This window comes from Streptomyces sp. NPDC056948, assembly GCF_042674225.1.
Lineage (GTDB): Bacteria > Actinomycetota > Actinomycetes > Streptomycetales > Streptomycetaceae > Streptomyces > Streptomyces purpurascens.
This window is the reverse complement of record NZ_JBHUQX010000200.1, coordinates 1-16,550: the sequence shown is the minus strand read 5'-3', so window position 1 is coordinate 16,550 and position 16,550 is coordinate 1. Positions and strand designations below refer to the sequence as shown.

Here is a 16,550-nt window from a genome sequence, read left to right as displayed (position 1 = left end):
CCTGTGTGGAATCCGGGCCTTCGATGTCGCTCCGTCACTCGGACTTCGCGATTTCAGTAGCGGGGACAGGATTTGAACCTGCGACCTCTGGGTTATGAGCCCAGCGAGCTACCGAGCTGCTCCACCCCGCGCCGTTGTGTTCACAACCCTAGCACGGCGCGGGTGGGCATTTGACCAGGCCGGAGCCCTAACTGCTCGGCTTCGGGCTCGGACTGCCGCTCGGGCCGGCGCTGGGCTTGCTCTCCCCGCCCCCGGCACCGCCGGCCTTGTCCGCCTCGGCCTGCGCCTCCTCGGCACGCTGCAGGGCGTCCTCCAGGTCCTCCTGCGCCCGGCCGTACGCCTCCCAGTCGTTCTTCTTCAGGGCGTCCTGGCCCTCGGTGAACGCCTTCTGGGCGTCTTCCAGGGCCTGCTTGACCGTCGGGTCCTCGGCCGTCGGCGGTGGTGGCGTCGTATCGCCGTCGTCCGGCGGCTCAGGCGTCGCACCCTCCGCCCCGAAGATCTTGTTGAGGGCCTCGTCGAGCGTGTTCTCGAAGGCCGTCTGGCCTCCGTAGGTGACCAGCACCTTGCGCAGCAGCGGGTACTTCAGTCCACCACCGCGTACGTAGACCGGCTCCACGTACAACAGTCCTCCGTCGAGGGGCACCGTCAGCAGGTTGCCGTACTCGACCTCGGAGTCGCCGCCTCTCAGGAGCCTGATGGACTCGGCGATGTCCTCTTGGGAGTTGAACTGGCTCTGGACCTGTTTGGGTCCGTTGACCGTCGTGTTCGTCGGCAGTTTCAGGATTCTGATCTTGCCGTAGTCGCTGGCGCCCGCCTCGGCGTCGACGGCCATGAACGCGCTGAGATTGTCCCGGCCGTTGGGCGTCAGGGTCGTGGTCAGCGAGAACGCCTGTGCCTTCTGGTCGGGCATCTTCATGCTCAGGTAGTACGGCGGCACCGCGTTGCCCGACCGGTTCGTCGGGTCGTCCGGCACCTGCCACACCTCGCTGCCGCTGAGGAACGTCGTCGCGTCCTTCACGTGGTAGCGCGTGAGCAGTTCCCGCTGGACCTTGAACAGGTCCTGGGGGTAGCGCAGATGGTCCATCAGCGGCTTGGAGATCTCGCTCTTGGGCTTCACCGTGTCCGGGAAGGCCTTCATCCAGGTCTTCAGGACCGGGTCCTTGGTGTCCCACTGGAAGAGCTTGACCTCGCCTGTGTACGCGTCGACGGTCGCCTTCACCGAGTTGCGGATGTAGTTGACCTGGTTCTGCTGGGCCACCACCGCGCGGTTGTCGTTGGTGGCGGTCAGCGAGTCGGCCGTGGTGTCACCGAGGGTCGTACGCGAGGAGTACGGGTATCCGTTCGTCGTCGTGTACGCGTCGACGATCCACTGGATACGGCCGTCCACGACCGCCGGGTAGGCGTCGCCGTCGATGGTCAGCCAGGGGGCGACCGCCTCGACGCGCTCCTTGGGCGTGCGGTTGTACAGGACGCGCGAACCCTCGCCGATGGCACCGGAGTACAGGATCTGCGGTTCGCCGAACGCCACCGCGTACGCGGCCCGGTTGACCGGGTTGGAGAGGTTGACCCCGCTGTCGCCCTTGTAGCTGGTGGTCTTCTCGCCGTTGTCGTCGGAGTAGTCGATCTCCTTCTGGGGACCGCCGACGATCGAGTACGTAGTGGTCTTCTCGCCGTAGTAGACCCGCTGCTCGTACGTGCCGAGGTCGCCCTCGGAGGGCAGGTCGGACTCCGTGAAGTTCGGCCGGCCCTGGGCGTCGGCGCTGGTGCCCTCGGCCGCGACCGCTCCGTATCCGTGGGTGTAGCGGAAGTGGTTGTTGATCCAGTTCTTCTTCGGGATGCCCGCGAGGTTCAGCTCACGCAGGCCGATGACCGTGTCCTGGTCCTTGCCGTCCTTGGCGTAACGGTCCACGTCCAGGTTGTTCGGGAACGCGTAGTAGTTCCTGATCTGCTGGAGCTGCTGGAACGTCGGCGAGACGATGTTCGGGTCCATGATCCGGATGCTCGCCGTGGAGTCGACGTCATCGCGGAGCTTGGTCTTGTCCTCGGTCTTGCTGGTACCCGTGTAGTCGGTGACCTTGGTGCCGTCGATGCCGTAGGCCTTGCGCGTCGCCTCGAGGTTCTTCTCGACGTACGGCGCTTCCTTGGCCTGCTCGTTCGGCTGGACCTGGAACTTCTGCACGATCGCCGGGTAGAGGCCGCCGATGAGGATCGCGGAGAGCACCATCAGGCCGAAGCCGATCACGGGCAGCTGCCAGGTGCGCCGCCACAGGGTGGCGAAGAACAGCAGCGCGCAGATGACGGCGATGCAGAACAGGATCGTCTTGGCCGGCAGGTAGGCGTTGGCGTCGACGTACCTCAGGCCCGTCCAGTTGTCGGTCGCTCTGAAGTCGCTGGACTTGACCGCGAGTCCGTACCGGTCGAGCCAGTACGCGACCGCCTTGAGGGCCACGAAGACGCCGATGAGCACCGACAGGTGCCCGGTGGCCGCCGCCGTGGCGCGCGCGCCCGGGCTGGTGACGCGCAGGCCGCCGTACAGGTAGTGCGTGAGCGCGGCGGCGATCACGGACAGGATCGCGGCGGCGAAGCCGAAGCCGAGCAGGAACCGGTACCAGGGCAGGTCGAAGGCGTAGAACGAGACGTCCAGCTTGAACTGCGGGTCCTTCTCACCGAACGGAACCCCGTTGACCCACATCAGCCAGGTCCGCCACTGGCCGGACGCGGAGGCGCCGGCGATCAGGCCCACCAGGGCGGTGATCCCGAACAGCAGCCACTTCTTGTAGGGCGCGATGCCCATCCGGTAGCGGTCGAGGTTCTGCTGCTCCATCGACATGGCGCTCAGCGGTGGCCGCAGCCGGTGCGCCAGCCAGATGTTGAGGCCGACGGCTACGGCCATGAGCAGGCCGAAGACGAAGAAGAGCCCGATCTTGGTCCACAGGGTCGTGGTGAAGACCGACGAGTAGTTCACCGACCGGTACCAGAGCCAGTCCGTCCAAAAGCCCGCGAACATGGTGAACGCCATGCCGAGGACGGCCAGGACGCCCAGCGTCATGAGCAGGGTGCGGACACGCCGGGACGGGCGGCCCACTCTCATCCGCGGCCCTGTCGGGCCTCCGCCTCGGTCCGGCATCTGGAAAGCCAAGGTGCGCACCTCGAAGTTCGCTGTTGATCCGTCAGGCCCGCGTCTTCACGGACCGTGCGTGGCCCCCGGTGATCGTGGGCCCCCACCTATGCAACTTACTCACCGTTTACTCGGTTCCCGATTCCGGCCAGGAACGAGGCAGGATTGTGACCATGTCCAACACTCCCATGGCTGCGAACCCGCTCACCCGGGCCGTTCTCGAGATCGACGAGTACGTCTCCGGCCTCGGCTGGGACCAGCCCGCCCGCCTTTTCGCCCTCGTCGACACCGCACGGCTGCGGGCCGAACAACCCTCGCTCGCCGACCGGCTCGGGCTCGGGGACGAGTCGGAGACCTCCGGCGTCACCCCGATCGAGCAGGACGAGGTTCCAACGGGCAAGCCGCTCGACGAGTTCCTCGCCACCATCGCCTGGCCCGACGCGGTGGTCGGCTGCGCCCTCGCCGTGGAACGACTGATGCTGCCGCCGTCCGCGGAGGCCCAGGTTCCGCAGGGCCTGGGCGGGGCCGCGCTGACGAAGTGGGTGGCGGACCACCCGGACCGTCAGGAGGTCCGGATGACGGTCGCGGTCCTGCGCGACGGCGCCCGCGAGTCGGCCCTGCGCCTGCGCGAGAAGGACTCCGCCACGGAGGTCCTCACCGGCTCCGACCTGGTCCCGGGTCTGGCGGAGGCGCTGGCGGCGACGTTCGCCGAGTAGAGCGGGAGCACCGTGCGTGAGGGGGCTTGCCGGTCCCATGGGGCCCCCGGGCCCCACCGGTCCCGCGGGTCCCCTCAGCCGCGCCGGTCGCCTTGCCCCGACCCGCCCTAGTCCCCGAGGGCTACTTACCGCACTTCGGCAGATCGGCGGTGTCGCCGCTGCGGAGGTCCTTCATGGCGCCGAGGGCGTCCTGGATGGTGTCCACCTTGATGAGGGTGAGGCCCTCGGGGGTGTCCTTGGCGGCGGCAGAGCAGTTGTCGGCGGGCGTCAGGAAGTACTGCGCGCCCTTGGCCCGGGCACCCACGGTCTTCATCTCGATGCCGCCGATCGGACCGACCTTGCCGGTGTCGTCGATCGTGCCGGTGCCGGCCACGAACTTGCCCCCGGTCAGATTGCCCGGCGTGAGCTTGTCGTAGATGCCGAGAGCGAACATCAGCCCGGCGCTCGGACCACCGACGTCGGCCAGCTTGATGTCGACGGTGAACGGGAACGTGTGGTCGGTCCCCGCGGAGATCCCCACGATGGCGCGCTTCTCGCCGTTGTCGTCCGAGGTCGTCGTGGTGATGGTGATGTCCTGCGTCTTCGTCGGCGTCCGCTTCTCCTTCTCAGCGGCGACCTGCTCCTTGGCCGGCACGATCGTGAAGCGGACGTCCTGGCCCGGCTTGCGCTGGGTGACGAGCTTCGCGACGTCGGCCGGCTCCTTGACCGTCGTACCGTCGACGGCCTTGATCACATCCCCGGCGTGCAGCTTGCCCTCGGCCGGGGATCCCTTGACGACCGTCGAGACGATCACCCACGACTTGACCGGAACGTCCAGTTCCTTCAGGGCCGCGACCTTGGCGCTCTCCTGGGACTGGCTGAACTCCTCGGCGTTCTCCTGGGTCGACTGCTCCTCGGTCTTGCCGTCCGGGTAGAGCGTTTCGCGCGGCACGACCTTGTTGTCGTGCGCGAGCCAGCCGTAGACGGCTTCGACCAGGTTCATCCGGTAGTCGGCGCTCGTGACCCGGACCGTGGTCATGTTCAGGTGGCCACTGGCCGCATAGGTCTTGCGCCCCGAGATCTGCAACACCGGCTCGCCGTCATGATCGCCAAGTGTGTTCACCGTCGGCCCCGGGGACATCTCCGCGTACGGCACGGGGATGAACACTCCCGCGCACAGGAGCGCGATCAGCATCAGGGTGGAGGCGAGCATCGTCGCGGTGCGGCGTGGCATGACTCGACAGTACGGGACGGGCCTGTCAGCGCACCGTCAGGGCCGCCCGTCCGGGGCGGCCCTGTGGGCTATACCGTCTGTGACCTGCTGTTTCCTTGGCCTTCAGCTACCCGGCCGGGGCTTCTCCATGGCCTCGCGAAAGCGGGCGTATCCGGTGAGCTCCGGGCCGTCGCCGCGGGACCTTCGCGTCCGGTTGGCCCAACTGCCCCAGAGCCCCGCGCCGATGGCAGCCACAAGCGGAATCAGCAACCAGGCGAGAGCCGCCATGCCGACCTCCAACCCCATTGAGCGTCCGCAACTGACTGATCAGCAGATTAACCATCCGCAGTGACAACGCTCACGCCAGGGGTGCGGTTACGCAACCGGAGGCGGTTTCGGGACCAGCAGGCGCCGACCCGCCCTCCCGTGGCCCGACCGCCACCCCTCAACGACGGCGCTACGCGCCGACCCATTCCTCGGTGCCGTCGGAGAACTTCTGGTGCTTCCAGATGGGCACTTCGTGCTTCAGGTCGTCGATCAGCTTCCGGCAGGCCTCGAAGGCCTCTCCCCGATGCGGACAGGAGACGGCGACGACCACGGCGAGGTCTCCCACGCGGAGGTCTCCCACCCGGTGCACGGCCGCCAGCGCGCGCACGGGGAACTCGGCGACGACCTTCTCGGCGATCCGCCGCATCTCGGCCTCGGCGCTGGGGTGGCAGGAATACCCCAGCTCCGCGACATCGGCGCCCCCGTCGTGGTCGCGCACGGTCCCCACGAAGAGCGCGGTGCCTCCGGCCGCGTCGTCCCCGACGGCCCGGAACACCTCGTCCAGGGAGAGGGCCGTGTCCCGGATCCCGATCAGCTTGATCGGATCCTGTGCTCCCTGCTCACCTGGGTGATCGCTCATGGATGCCATGCCTCCATCGTGCCGCACGCGACTGACAACGCGGAATAGACCCATCGACCGGCACGCCCGCATGCACGTTGGAGCCTCCTACAGGTGCGCTCCTGACAGGTGCGTCTCTCCGCAGGTGTGGCTCTCCGCAGGTGTGGCGGGCTCTCAGATCCGCCGCCGGGCCTTGCGTGCCCGTCGTACCACCGCGGCCGCACCCAGCAGCGCCACCGTCGCGCCCGCGGCGCCCGCGGCCGTCGCGTCCTTGCGGCCCAGGCGACGCCCGGCCACCGTGTGCCGGCCGGAGACCTCCTCCAGGAGCTCGGCCAGCACCTCCTCGTTGGTGTACTGCGGGCGCCACCCGGAGTCGTGCAGCCGGCTCCCGCTCACCACCCAGGGGTACATCGTGTACGCCAGGTCCCCGGCCGGAGACGGTGTGAGCCCGATCCGGTGCAGTCGCGCCGCCGCGCCCAGCGCGACCGCCGACGGCAGCTCCATCCGCCGGATGCCGCTGAGCTCCTCGACCTCCTCCTGCTCAAGCCACCCGTCGCAGCCGACGGCCAGCTCCCCGTCGACCTTCTCCAGGACGGCGTACTCGAGCGCGCTGCACAGGTCCTCGACGTGGCAGAACTGCCACGCGGGCCGCGACCCGGCGACGACGAGCAGTCGAGGAGACTCGAAGTACCTGGTCAGCGCGGTGTCCGTGCCTCCCACCAGCACGGCGGGCCGGACCACGGTGACGTTGAGCCCCGGGTGCGCCCGCGGGGCCCGCCGCGCCAGCCGCTCGATCTCCAGCAGGTCGCCGACACCCGTCGCCTCGGCCGTGGCACGCAGCTCGGCGTCCTCGGACAACGGCAGCTCGTTGTCCGGCAGCGCCCCGTAGACCATCGCCGAGGTGCACAGCACGACCCGGTGCACTCCGGCCGCAGCGGCCGCCGTCAGGACGGTCTGCGTCCCCCGTACGTTGTAGGCCGTCCGGGCGGCGGCGTCGGTCTCCAGATCGAGATCCAGCGCCAGGTGCACGACGACGTCGGCGCCGCGCAGCTTTTCCGCGATGGCCGGATCCCGTACGTCCAGGATGTGCCACTGCGCATCCGCGCACTCGCCGCGCCGCTCGTCGATGGCGACGACCTGCTTGACCTCGTCGGACGCGGCGAGCTGCTCGGTGAGCAGCGCTCCGATGCCGTACGCGGCGCCGGTGACCGCGACGACGGGCCCGCGCGCCGCGGGACTCGCGGAACTGGTTGACTGGTTTCGCGCTGCGCGAACCTGCGGATCTGGGGAACTCACCGGGCGTCTCCAGCGGTTGTCTTCAGTACGAGCACGAGTGAAGCGTGCGTACCAGGTGGCATCCATCCTGCCGCAGGCCGTCAGTCGGCGAAGCACCGAGGCCCGATCCGCCCCAAGGTGTCTACGCTGGGTGGTGAAGTCGGGCAGCCGTGCCGCCGGAAAGAACCGGCGGCCCTACAAGCCGAGGAATCCCGTGAGTGACACCCCATTCGGATTCGGCCTTCCGCCGGAGGAGCCGGACGACGGCGACGAGGGCAAGAAGAAGGACCAGCAGAGCGGTGGTGGTCAGGGACCGGCCAATCCGTTCAATTTCGGCGGCCTGCCAGGAGCCGGAGGCTTCGGCGGCGGCCCTGGTGGCCCCGGTGCGGACAATCCGTTCGCTGCCATGTTCGGTTCCCTGAACCCCAACGACCTGGGCGCCGCGTTCCAGCAGCTGGGCCAGATGCTCTCCTACGAGGGCGGCCCGGTGAACTGGGACATGGCCAAGCAGATCGCCCGCCAGACGGTCTCCCAGGGCAGCCCTGACGGCACCAAGGACGCGAGCGTCGGCCCCGGCGACCGCAAGGCCGTCGAGGAGGCCGTCCGCCTGGCCGACCTCTGGCTCGACGACGCCACGTCCCTGCCGTCCGGCGCCGCCTCCTCGGTGGCCTGGAGTCGCGCGGAGTGGGTCGAGGCGACCCTGCCCGCCTGGAAGGAGCTCGTCGACCCGGTCGCCGAGCGCGTGGGCACCGCCATGGGCGATGTCCTGCCGGAGGAGATGCAGGCCATGGCCGGCCCGCTGATCGGCATGATGCGCTCGATGGGCGGCGCCATGTTCGGCACGCAGATCGGGCAGGCCGTCGGCGTGCTCGCGGGCGAGGTCGTCGGCTCGTCCGACATCGGCCTGCCGCTCGGCCCGGCCGGCAAGGCCGCGCTGCTGCCGGTGAACATCGAGACGTTCGGCAAGGACCTGAGCGTCCCGCAGGAGGAGGTGCGGCTCTATCTCGCCCTGCGCGAGGCCGCCCACCAGCGCCTCTTCGCGCACGTGCCGTGGCTGCGCTCGCATCTGTTCGGCGCGGTCGACGGCTACGCCCGCGGGATCAAGGTCGACACGGCCAAGCTCGAGGATGTGGTCGGCCAGTTCGACCCGCAGAACCCCGAGCAGTTGCAGGATGCTCTCCAGCAGGGCATGTTCCAGCCGGAGGACACGCCGGAGCAGAAGGCCGCCCTGGCGCGTCTGGAGACGGCTCTGGCGCTCGTGGAGGGCTGGGTCGACGCGGTGGTCCACGCCGCCGCGAAGCCCCGTCTGTCGTCCGCCGACGCCCTGCGCGAGACGCTGCGCCGCCGGCGCGCCTCGGGCGGCCCGGCCGAGCAGACGTTCGCCACGCTGATCGGTCTGGAGCTGCGCCCGCGCCGCCTGCGCGACGCCTCCCGCCTGTGGGCCTCGCTCACGGACGCGCGCGGTGTCGACGGCCGGGACGCCCTGTGGGCCCACCCGGACATGCTGCCGACGGCGACCGACCTGGACGACCCGGACGGCTTCGTGCACCGCGAGCAGATCGACTTCTCCGAGCTGGACAAGATGCTCGGCGAGGCGGCGGACAAGCCCGATCTGAAGAAGCCCGATCTCAAGAAGGACGAGGACGAGGGCGAGGACGAGAACAAGGGCGACGACGCCGGGTGAGCCTGTACGACGACGCGGTCCTCGTGCTGAAGGGGTACGAGGACCAGGCGGACCTGCGCCAGGCCTATCTGGACCATCTGGCGGAACACCCGGACGGCCTGTGGAAACCGTGCCAGGCCGGTCACATCACGGCGAGCGCCCTGGTGGTCGACCCCGAGGGCGGCCGGGTGCTGCTGACCCTGCACAGGAAGCTGCAGATGTGGCTTCAGATGGGCGGTCACTGCGAACCGGGCGACTCCTCCCTGGCCGCCGCGGCCCTGCGGGAGGCGACGGAGGAGTCCGGCGTCTCGGGGCTGTCACTGCTGCCCGGCGGCCCGGTCCGTCTCGACCGGCACCCGATCCCGCCGCCGTGCCACTGCCACTTCGACGTCCAGTACGCGGTCGTGGCACCACCGGACGCCGCGCACGCGGTCAGCGACGAGTCGCTCGACGTGCGCTGGTTCGGGTACGACGAGGTCGCGGAGGTGGCCGACGAGTCGGTCGTACGCCTGCTGGAGGCCACGCGCGCGAGGCTCGCGGCCTGAAGCGTGCGTAAGGGGCGATCGCCCTTGGCGGTCGCCCCTTACACCGTGCGGCTTCGTGGCCGGTCAACTCCAGACGTTGCCCTGGTTCTGCCCGCGTGCTCCCTGCTGGCCCATGCCGTACTGCGCGGAGAGGCCCGAGCCGACCTGGGCGTTCTGCGGCGGCAGCAGTTCGCTGGGCTGGACCAGCGCGTAACCGGTGCCCATGAAGCTCAGCTCCCAGCCCTCGCCGGTGTTGCCGCGGCGCCGCCACACCCCTGAGGAGTGCGTCTGGGCCTGCATCTGCACGCGCAGGCTCGTCGACCAGGCGACGATCGCGTCGGCGTCGCAGTTGACGTACTTGTCGGGGGTCACCTGCATCAGCAGCGGCATGCCCGAGGTCATCAGGGCGATCTTGCCCCGGCCGGTGATGTTGAGCTGGTACTTCCCGGAGCCGGAGATGCCGTACAGGCTGTCGACGGCGATGACCTCGTGGTGCAGGGAGGAGTCCATCGCCAGCACGTAGCTGCTGTCGACGGTGAGTCCGTCCTGCTCCACCTCCATGACGTGGACGTGCTGCTTGAGATTGGCGAGGTAGACCGTGCCCTGCCCGTGGCAGCGCATCAGGTCGAGTCCCTCACCGGTGTGCGCACGCGCGCGTGACTGGTCGTTGCTCTGGTACTCGGCGTCGAACTCGACGAGTCCCTGGTAGGCGACCATGGTGCCCTTGCGGGCCAGGATGTCGTCGTGGCCCTCCAGGGTGACGCGCAGCATCTGCTTGTTCTGCAGGCTCCAGCGGTCCTGGGTCTGCTGCTCGTTGTAGGCGAAAATCGGGCTCTGCATGGCGTGTTGCTCCCCCTCAGCCCCGGACCCGGAGGCGGTCGGTGCTGTCCTCGCTGGGCTGGACGACGACGATGCCCTGACCGGAGAAGGCCATCTGGTAGGCCTCGCCGCTGCCGCGGCCGATCAGCGACTGTGCCCTGAAGCTGCGCTTGCCCTTGACCTTGAGGTTCGGGGACCAGGCGACGAGTGCGTCGGGGTCGACGTAGGTCTCGTCTTCGCCGCCTCCGCAGTCGACGACGATCGGCTTGCCCCGGGAGGTCAGCGCGACCCAGCCCTGCCCGGAGATCTTGGTGTTCCACAGGCCCTGCCCGGCGAACTTCGCCAGGCCCTTGACCCGCTCGACGCCCCACGTGAGGTGGGCGTCGAAGGCGAGCAGGTTGGTGGCGTTGACGGAGATGCCGTCGCCGTTGAGGTTGATGACGACGACGTTCGCTCCGTAGTCGGAGAGGTAGAGCAGGCCGTCGCCGGAGCACTTCATCAGGGGCGCGCCCTCGCCGGTCATCCAGTCCTTGGCGATCTGGCGCACGGCCGGCGGGTTGGGCTCGTACTGGACGAACCCTTCGTAGGCGGCCATCGACCCCACGCGCGCGAGGAGGTCGTTCCCGGTCTGCATGGCGACCTTCAGCATGTGGTTGCCGTGGTTCTCCATGCGGGCGGTGACGGGTGCGGGGGCGTGGCCCGCTAGCTGCTGTGTCATGACGGGCTCCCTCAGACCTCGTACGGCTGGACGACGATGAAGTTGCCGGGCGCTGCCCGGAACTGGAGGTTCACGCTCTCGCCGGTGTCGCCGGGGTAGGCGTTGCGGCGCATCCGCACCTGGCTGGAGACGACGACCTGGGCGGCGGCGGACCAGGCGACCACGGCGTTGCAGTCGGCGAACGTGGTGGGCGTGACGGGCAGCACCACGGGCGTGCCGTGCGTCTTGACGACGATGGTGCCGCTCCCCTGGAACTGCATCGTGAAGAGCGCGCCTCCGGGAATGCCGTGTCCCTCGATGCGACGGACCTCGTAGGTGAGGCTCTCGTCGAACGCGAGGACGTTCTCGGCGGAGACGCAGACGGCGTCGCCCTGGAGCTCGATGGGGTGCAGCATGGTCGAGTTCTCGGCGAGGAACACCTGGCCCTGGCCCGTACAGCGCATCAGCTGCATCTCCTGGCCGGTCGCGTTGCCCACGATCCGGCCGGCGAAGCCCGCGCCCTTGTAGCTGAAGTCGACCTTGCCCTGGTAGAGCACCATGCTGCCCTGACGGGCCAGCACGGGGTGCCCACCGATGCCGAGGTCGACGCGGACGAGCTTCTTGTTCTGCTGCGTCCAGCGCTGCCCTGTGGGGGTCTCCTTGAACTGCTGGAGCGCGGCGGAGACACCGGCGCCCTGGGGAGCGGCGGCCTGCGGGGCAGCACCCGGCTGCGGGGCTCCGTAGGGAGCCTGCCCGAGCGGGGGCTGCTGGCCGTAGCCCGGGGGCGGTGTCGGCTGGCCGTAACCGGGGGGCGGTGCCGGGGCCTGGGGTGCCTGGGGCTGGCCGTAGCCGGGAGGCGGCGGGGCCGACTGGCCGGGGACCTGGCCGTACGGCGGCTGCTGCTGGCCCGGCTGGCCGTAGGGCGCGGGCGCCGGCGCCGGGGGTGGCACCGGGGTGCCGCCCGGTTGGGTGTTCATGGGCGCGGCGATGGTCGGGGCGCCATGCACTCCGGGCGCCGGTGCCGGAGGCGGCGCGAAGCCCTGCGCGGCGGGCTGGGGAGCGGGCGGCGGCGCGGGAGCGGGGGCCGGAGGCGCTGCCGGTGCGGGGGCAGGAGCCTGTTCCGGAGTGCCGGGGACGCCGAACGCGGGCGCGGCGAAGCCCGGGGCCGCGCCGGCCTGCGGCTGCTGCGGGGCGGGCTCGGGCGCTTCCTCCTCGGCCACCTCGCCGCCGAAGTTCTTCAGCAGCGCGTCGAGACCACCGTCGAAGCCCTGCCCGACAGCGGCGAACCGCCAGACGTCCTTGAGGTAGAAGTCGCCCAGCATCACAGCCCGTTCGGTGGAGAACTCCGAGCCGTTGAACGAGTAGCGGGCCACCTCCTCGCCGCCCGCGACGATGCGGATGTACCCGGGGGCGATCTGCGACATCTGGCCTGCGCCGTCGATCGTCGCCGTGAAGGACAGCTTCTGGATCTGCGGCGGGATCCGGTCGAGCGTCACCCGGAAGGACTCCGTGTCGCCCGCCTGGGCGCCCAGGAGCTGAAGGGATTCCTCGGGAGACTTCGGCTGGTTGAAGAAGACGAAGTAGCGGTCGTCCGAGAGCCGTTCGTCGGCGTCGAGGCCGAAGCAGCTGATGTCGAAGCTCAGTCCGGGGCCCGAGATCTGCACGCCTACGTACAGATCCGTTCCCGCGGTGAGGTCACTGATCCTGGCCTTGTGGCCGCGTTGGAATTCCCTGGCCATGCGTAACGACCGTCCCCCATCCAGAACGTGATTGCGTCGCGCCAGGCTAACGGCAAACTCGGACACCGGACGAAGTCGGTACAGACCCGGTACAGAACCCGCGCGGGGCCGTATCGGCTGCTCGCTCGCGCAAAGCGGTCACTCACCCCGTGGGGCGTTCACCCCGCGCACCGGGCACATGCGGCAACCGCTCGGCGGCGACCACGCCTTCGAGGTAACCCCGGGCCCGCTCCGTCCGCGGATAGGCCTCCAGCAGATCCCAGAAGCGGGGTCCGTGTCCGGGGACGAGCAGATGAGCGAGTTCGTGGACGAGGACGTAGTCGACGACGTACTCGGGCATGCCCTGCAGGCGATGCGACAGGCGGATGCTGCCCTCGGACGGGGTGCAGGATCCCCAGCGCGTGTTCTGGTTGGTCACCCAGCGCACCGAAACGGGCCGGGCCCGCCCGCCGAAGTACTGGTCCGAAAGACGCCGGGCCCGCTCGGCCAGCTCGGTGTCACCGAGGGTCCGCTTGCTCTCCTGCGCGGCCAGCTTGTCGAGCATGACGGTCACCCAGCGCTGCTCCTCCGCCTCGGACATCCGGGCGGGGATGAGCACAACGGTGCGATCGCCCTCGCGGTACGCGGAGACCGTTCGGCGTCGGCGGGTGCTTCTGCGGACCTCGATCGCGCTCGCCCTCGAGCCGCTCGGCGGCTGGCTCGTCGTGCTGCGCTGTGGCTTTCCGGCGCGGTGCAGTGGGTCGGCGGGCACGCCCCGACGTTACCCGCTGCACACGGGGAAGTCCCGGCTCCGGGACGGTTCGGTGCCGATGCCCCCACCGGCCGCCGGATTTGTACGACGAATGCCCGTGCCTGTGGACAACTTTCGGCAGCCTGCGGCGGGTTTGGGCATGCTGGCTCTTGTCGGCGAAGCGATGGGCGGGTTCGGTCAGGGACCAGGGCCGGTCCTGCGGCCAGTCTCGGGCTGCTCCCACACTCGACCGGCATACGGGGACGATCTATGACATACGGGGGCCTGTCATGCATCCGATGGTGAAACCCGCGCTCAGGCGCGGCTGGCGTGACCTCAACACGGTGCAGTTCGGGATGACACCGGCGCATGCGATGACGCTCGGCCCGATGGATCTGGCGACGGGCAGTTTCCTCGACCTGCTGAACGGCACGCGGGGGCTGGAGCTGCTGCGCGAGGAGGGACGCCGTATGGATCTGCCCGACGGTCATGTCGACGGGCTGGTGCGGCGGCTCGCGCGGGCCGGGCTCCTGGACGACGCGCGGGGCGGCGGACCGGCCGCCGACGCCCTGCGCCGGAAGAAGGAGGTCCTCGACCGGCTGCGTCCCGACCTGGCCTCCCTGTCTTTGACCACCTCCGTTCCCGGCGACGCGATCGGGCGGCTGGCCGCCCGGCGGGCGCAACGCGTTCAGGTGCGGGGTGCGGGCCGGGTCGGCGCTGTCCTGGCCTCGCTGCTGGCGGGAGCCGGCGTGGGCGAGGTCGATGTACGCGACCTCGGACGCGTGGAACCGTGGGACGTCGCGCCGGGCGGGCTGCCCGCCGATGCCGTCGGCGACCGCCGCGACGAGGCGGCCCGACGTGCCGTGCGCCGGGCGGCCCCGGACCGGCCGCCGCGCCCCGCGACAGCGCAGGCGCCCCCGGAGGACGGCGACCCCGGTTTCTCGCTGGTGATCGTCGCCCCGCGCGACGATGTGGCCATGTACGCGCCGGACCCGTCCGCCGCCGAGCCGCTGATGTCCTCCGGGACACCCCATCTGTACGCCGGTGTCGTGGAGGGGACCGGCATGGTCGGCCCTCTCGTCCTGCCCGGGGAGACGGCCTGCACGGGTTGTCTGCACCACAGCCGCACCGACCGGGATCCGACCTGGCCGCGCCTGGTCGCCCAGTGGCGCTCCGGCAGGCAGCGGCAGGTGCGGCCCTGTGACCTGACTCTCGCCACGACCGTGGCCGGACTGGCGGCCGCCCACGCGCTCGCTTTCCTGGACGGCCGGGTTCCGTCGAGCGCGGGGGCACGCTGGGAGGTGTCCGTCCCCGGTCTCCACTGGCATGCTCGGCCGATCTGGGCGCATCCTGCATGCCCGTGCGCTGCGGCGGAGAGAGGAAAGGGGGAGCGCCTCTCGGAGGAAGGGCAGTCACACGAGACAATGGCGGTGCAACGGCCGTCGGAGCAGTGCCGTGAGGCAGAGGCGGAGCGGCCGGCTGGGACTTGGAGGGCGCATGTCTGATCTTCCCCGGAAGGCGGTCACCCGGACCGCCAAGCTCGCCGCACTCCCGCTCGGTATCGCCGGGCGGGCGACCTGGGGATTCGGCAAGCGGATCGTCGGCGAGTCCGCGGAGCTGGTCGGCCGCGAGCTCCAACAGCGCACGGCGGAGCAGCTTTTCAAGGTGCTCGGAGAGCTCAAGGGCGGCGCGATGAAGTTCGGCCAGGCCCTGTCCGTCTTCGAGTCGGCACTGCCCGAGGAGGTGGCCGGCCCGTACCGGGCAGCGCTGACGAAGCTCCAGGAAGCGGCACCCCCGATGCCGACGCGCACCGTGCACGCGGTGCTCGAGGAGCGGCTCGGCGAGGGCTGGCAGGAGCTGTTCCTGGAGTTCGAGGACAAGCCCGCCGCGGCGGCCTCGATCGGCCAGGTGCACCGAGGGGTGTGGCACGACGGCCGTGAGGTGGCGGTCAAGGTGCAGTATCCGGGTGCCGGCGAGGCCCTGCTGTCCGATCTGAACCAGCTGAGCCGCTTCTCCCGTCTGCTCGGTCCGCTGATCCCCGGGATGGACATCAAGCCGCTGATCGCCGAGCTGAAGGACCGCGTCTCGGAGGAGCTGGACTACGGCCTCGAGGCCCAGGCCCAGCAGGCCCACGCGGAGGAGTTCACGGACGACCCGGACGTCGTCGTACCGCAGGTGGTGCACCAGTCCGACCAGGTCCTGGTCACCGAGTGGATCGACGGCATCCCGCTGTCGGAGATCATCGCGGACGGCACCCAGGAGCAGCGGGACCGTGCCGGCCAGCTCCTGGCCCGCTTCCTGTTCTCCGGCCCCGCCCGCACCGGCCTGCTGCACGCCGATCCGCACCCGGGCAACTTCCGGCTTCTGCCCGGCGGCCCGGAGGGCGAGGACGACTGGCGCCTGGGCGTCCTGGACTTCGGCACGGTCGACCGTCTCCCGGGGGGTCTGCCGGCCACCATCGGCGAGTCCCTGCGGATGACCCTCGACGGGGAGGCCGAGGCGGTCTACGAGCTTCTGTGCGTGGAGGGGTTCGTCAAGGAGACCATAGAGCTCGATCCCGACGCGGTCCTGGACTACCTGCTGCCGATCATCGAGCCGGCCCAGGTCGAGGAGTTCACCTTCACCCGCGGCTGGATGCGCAGCCAGGCGGCCCGTGTCGCCGACCCCCGCTCCCCCGCCTACCAGCTCGGCAAGCAGCTCAACCTGCCCCCGTCGTATCTGCTGATCCACCGGGTGACCCTGAGCACGATCGGGGTGCTGTGCCAGCTGGGGGCGGTGGTGCGTCTGCGCGAGGAGTTGGAGGAGTGGCTGCCGGGGTTCGTTCCCGAGGACCCGGCGGACGGCGAGGAGTCGGCTGCCGAGGCGTGAGCCCCGGCGGGCACCACGGATGATCCGCTGCCCGCGCTTCACCACCAGTCCGAGTCCAGCCGCCCCTCGATCGACCTGAGGTTCTCCCGGGAGCAGGTCTCGCAGAAGTCCCGGCGAGCGCCGTGCTCCACGGAGCAGGTCCAGGTGAGCTGCGGGGCTTCGGCCGAGGTGCCGCAGCGGGCGCACACCAGGCGTTCGGGCTCCGCTGCGGAGCCGCCGTCGTGGTTTCCTCCGGGAGGACTCGTCACGCGCCGACGATATCGCCGTGCCCGGCGGCTTCGCGGACACAACGCACCGCGGGGGCCGGTCCGTTCCGCACGGAC

The 16,550-nt window shown here is 70.1% G+C and carries 14 protein-coding genes and 1 tRNA gene; 5 read left to right on the top strand and 10 right to left on the bottom strand.

Going from position 1 to position 16,550, the window contains the following annotated elements; translation table 11 throughout:
- Positions 1 to 57 precede the first annotated feature (57 nt).
- Positions 58 to 131 (bottom strand) — tRNA-Met (locus tag ACFTZL_RS24865).
- Positions 132 to 187: 56 nt separating this feature from the next.
- Positions 188 to 3,127 (bottom strand): UPF0182 family protein, encoded by a 2,940-nt coding sequence (locus ACFTZL_RS24860; RefSeq protein WP_382586810.1) that lies wholly within the window; start codon positions 3,125 to 3,127, stop codon positions 188 to 190.
- 164 nt (positions 3,128 to 3,291) lie between these two features.
- Here ACFTZL_RS24860 and ACFTZL_RS24855 point away from each other — a divergent pair, with 164 nt between their 5' ends.
- Entirely contained in the window at positions 3,292 to 3,834 is a 543-nt protein-coding gene (locus ACFTZL_RS24855; protein WP_382586807.1) for a PPA1309 family protein, read from the top strand.
- 121 nt (positions 3,835 to 3,955) lie between these two features.
- Here ACFTZL_RS24855 and ACFTZL_RS24850 read toward each other — a convergent pair whose 3' ends face one another.
- From ACFTZL_RS24850 to ACFTZL_RS24840, 3 genes are all read right to left on the bottom strand, one after another.
- The gene (locus tag ACFTZL_RS24850) at positions 3,956 to 5,047 is read right to left on the bottom strand and encodes a PDZ domain-containing protein (protein ID WP_382586805.1); all 1,092 of its coding nucleotides are present in this window, start codon (positions 5,045 to 5,047) and stop codon (positions 3,956 to 3,958) included.
- 436 nt (positions 5,048 to 5,483) lie between these two features.
- Entirely contained in the window at positions 5,484 to 5,942 is a 459-nt protein-coding gene (locus tag ACFTZL_RS24845; protein WP_382586802.1) for a molybdenum cofactor biosynthesis protein MoaE, read from the bottom strand.
- A 144-nt stretch (positions 5,943 to 6,086) separates the two neighbouring features.
- A complete protein-coding gene (locus ACFTZL_RS24840) occupies positions 6,087 to 7,208 on the bottom strand; it encodes an SDR family oxidoreductase (RefSeq protein WP_382490460.1) in 1,122 nt (373 codons plus the stop codon).
- Positions 7,209 to 7,401: 193 nt separating this feature from the next.
- Here ACFTZL_RS24840 and ACFTZL_RS24835 point away from each other — a divergent pair, with 193 nt between their 5' ends.
- Positions 7,402 to 8,871, top strand: a complete 1,470-nt coding sequence (locus tag ACFTZL_RS24835; protein WP_382586799.1) for a zinc-dependent metalloprotease — start codon at positions 7,402 to 7,404, stop codon at positions 8,869 to 8,871.
- Positions 8,868 to 9,395: an NUDIX hydrolase gene (locus ACFTZL_RS24830; RefSeq protein WP_382586796.1), complete on the top strand. Its 528-nt coding sequence runs from the start codon at positions 8,868 to 8,870 to the stop codon at positions 9,393 to 9,395. Before ACFTZL_RS24835 ends, ACFTZL_RS24830 begins: the two co-directional genes overlap by 4 nt.
- Positions 9,396 to 9,458: 63 nt before the next feature.
- Here the strand turns inward: ACFTZL_RS24830 and ACFTZL_RS24825 are convergent, their stop codons facing one another.
- From ACFTZL_RS24825 to ACFTZL_RS24810, 4 genes are all read right to left on the bottom strand, one after another.
- Positions 9,459 to 10,214 (bottom strand): AIM24 family protein, encoded by a 756-nt coding sequence (locus ACFTZL_RS24825; protein ID WP_184590674.1) that lies wholly within the window; start codon positions 10,212 to 10,214, stop codon positions 9,459 to 9,461.
- A gap of 16 nt (positions 10,215 to 10,230) precedes the next feature.
- Positions 10,231 to 10,911, bottom strand: a complete 681-nt coding sequence (locus ACFTZL_RS24820; protein ID WP_382586793.1) for an AIM24 family protein — start codon at positions 10,909 to 10,911, stop codon at positions 10,231 to 10,233.
- 11 nt (positions 10,912 to 10,922) lie between these two features.
- Positions 10,923 to 12,629 carry a TerD family protein gene (locus ACFTZL_RS24815; RefSeq protein WP_382586790.1) on the bottom strand — a complete coding sequence of 569 codons (1,707 nt, stop codon included), beginning with the start codon at positions 12,627 to 12,629 and terminating at the stop codon, positions 10,923 to 10,925.
- Positions 12,630 to 12,771: 142 nt separating this feature from the next.
- Positions 12,772 to 13,380 carry a M48 family metallopeptidase gene (locus ACFTZL_RS24810; protein ID WP_382586787.1) on the bottom strand — a complete coding sequence of 203 codons (609 nt, stop codon included), beginning with the start codon at positions 13,378 to 13,380 and terminating at the stop codon, positions 12,772 to 12,774.
- A gap of 269 nt (positions 13,381 to 13,649) precedes the next feature.
- Between ACFTZL_RS24810 and ACFTZL_RS24805 the strand changes: the two genes are divergently transcribed.
- Positions 13,650 to 14,864 carry a ThiF family adenylyltransferase gene (locus ACFTZL_RS24805; protein WP_382586784.1) on the top strand — a complete coding sequence of 405 codons (1,215 nt, stop codon included), beginning with the start codon at positions 13,650 to 13,652 and terminating at the stop codon, positions 14,862 to 14,864.
- Positions 14,857 to 16,227, top strand: a complete 1,371-nt coding sequence (locus ACFTZL_RS24800; protein ID WP_382586780.1) for an ABC1 kinase family protein — start codon at positions 14,857 to 14,859, stop codon at positions 16,225 to 16,227. Before ACFTZL_RS24805 ends, ACFTZL_RS24800 begins: the two co-directional genes overlap by 8 nt.
- A 38-nt stretch (positions 16,228 to 16,265) precedes the next feature.
- Here the strand turns inward: ACFTZL_RS24800 and ACFTZL_RS24795 are convergent, their stop codons facing one another.
- Positions 16,266 to 16,475, bottom strand: a complete 210-nt coding sequence (locus ACFTZL_RS24795) for a hypothetical protein (RefSeq protein ID WP_382586777.1) — start codon at positions 16,473 to 16,475, stop codon at positions 16,266 to 16,268.
- Between the last annotated feature and the right edge of the window lie 75 nt (positions 16,476 to 16,550).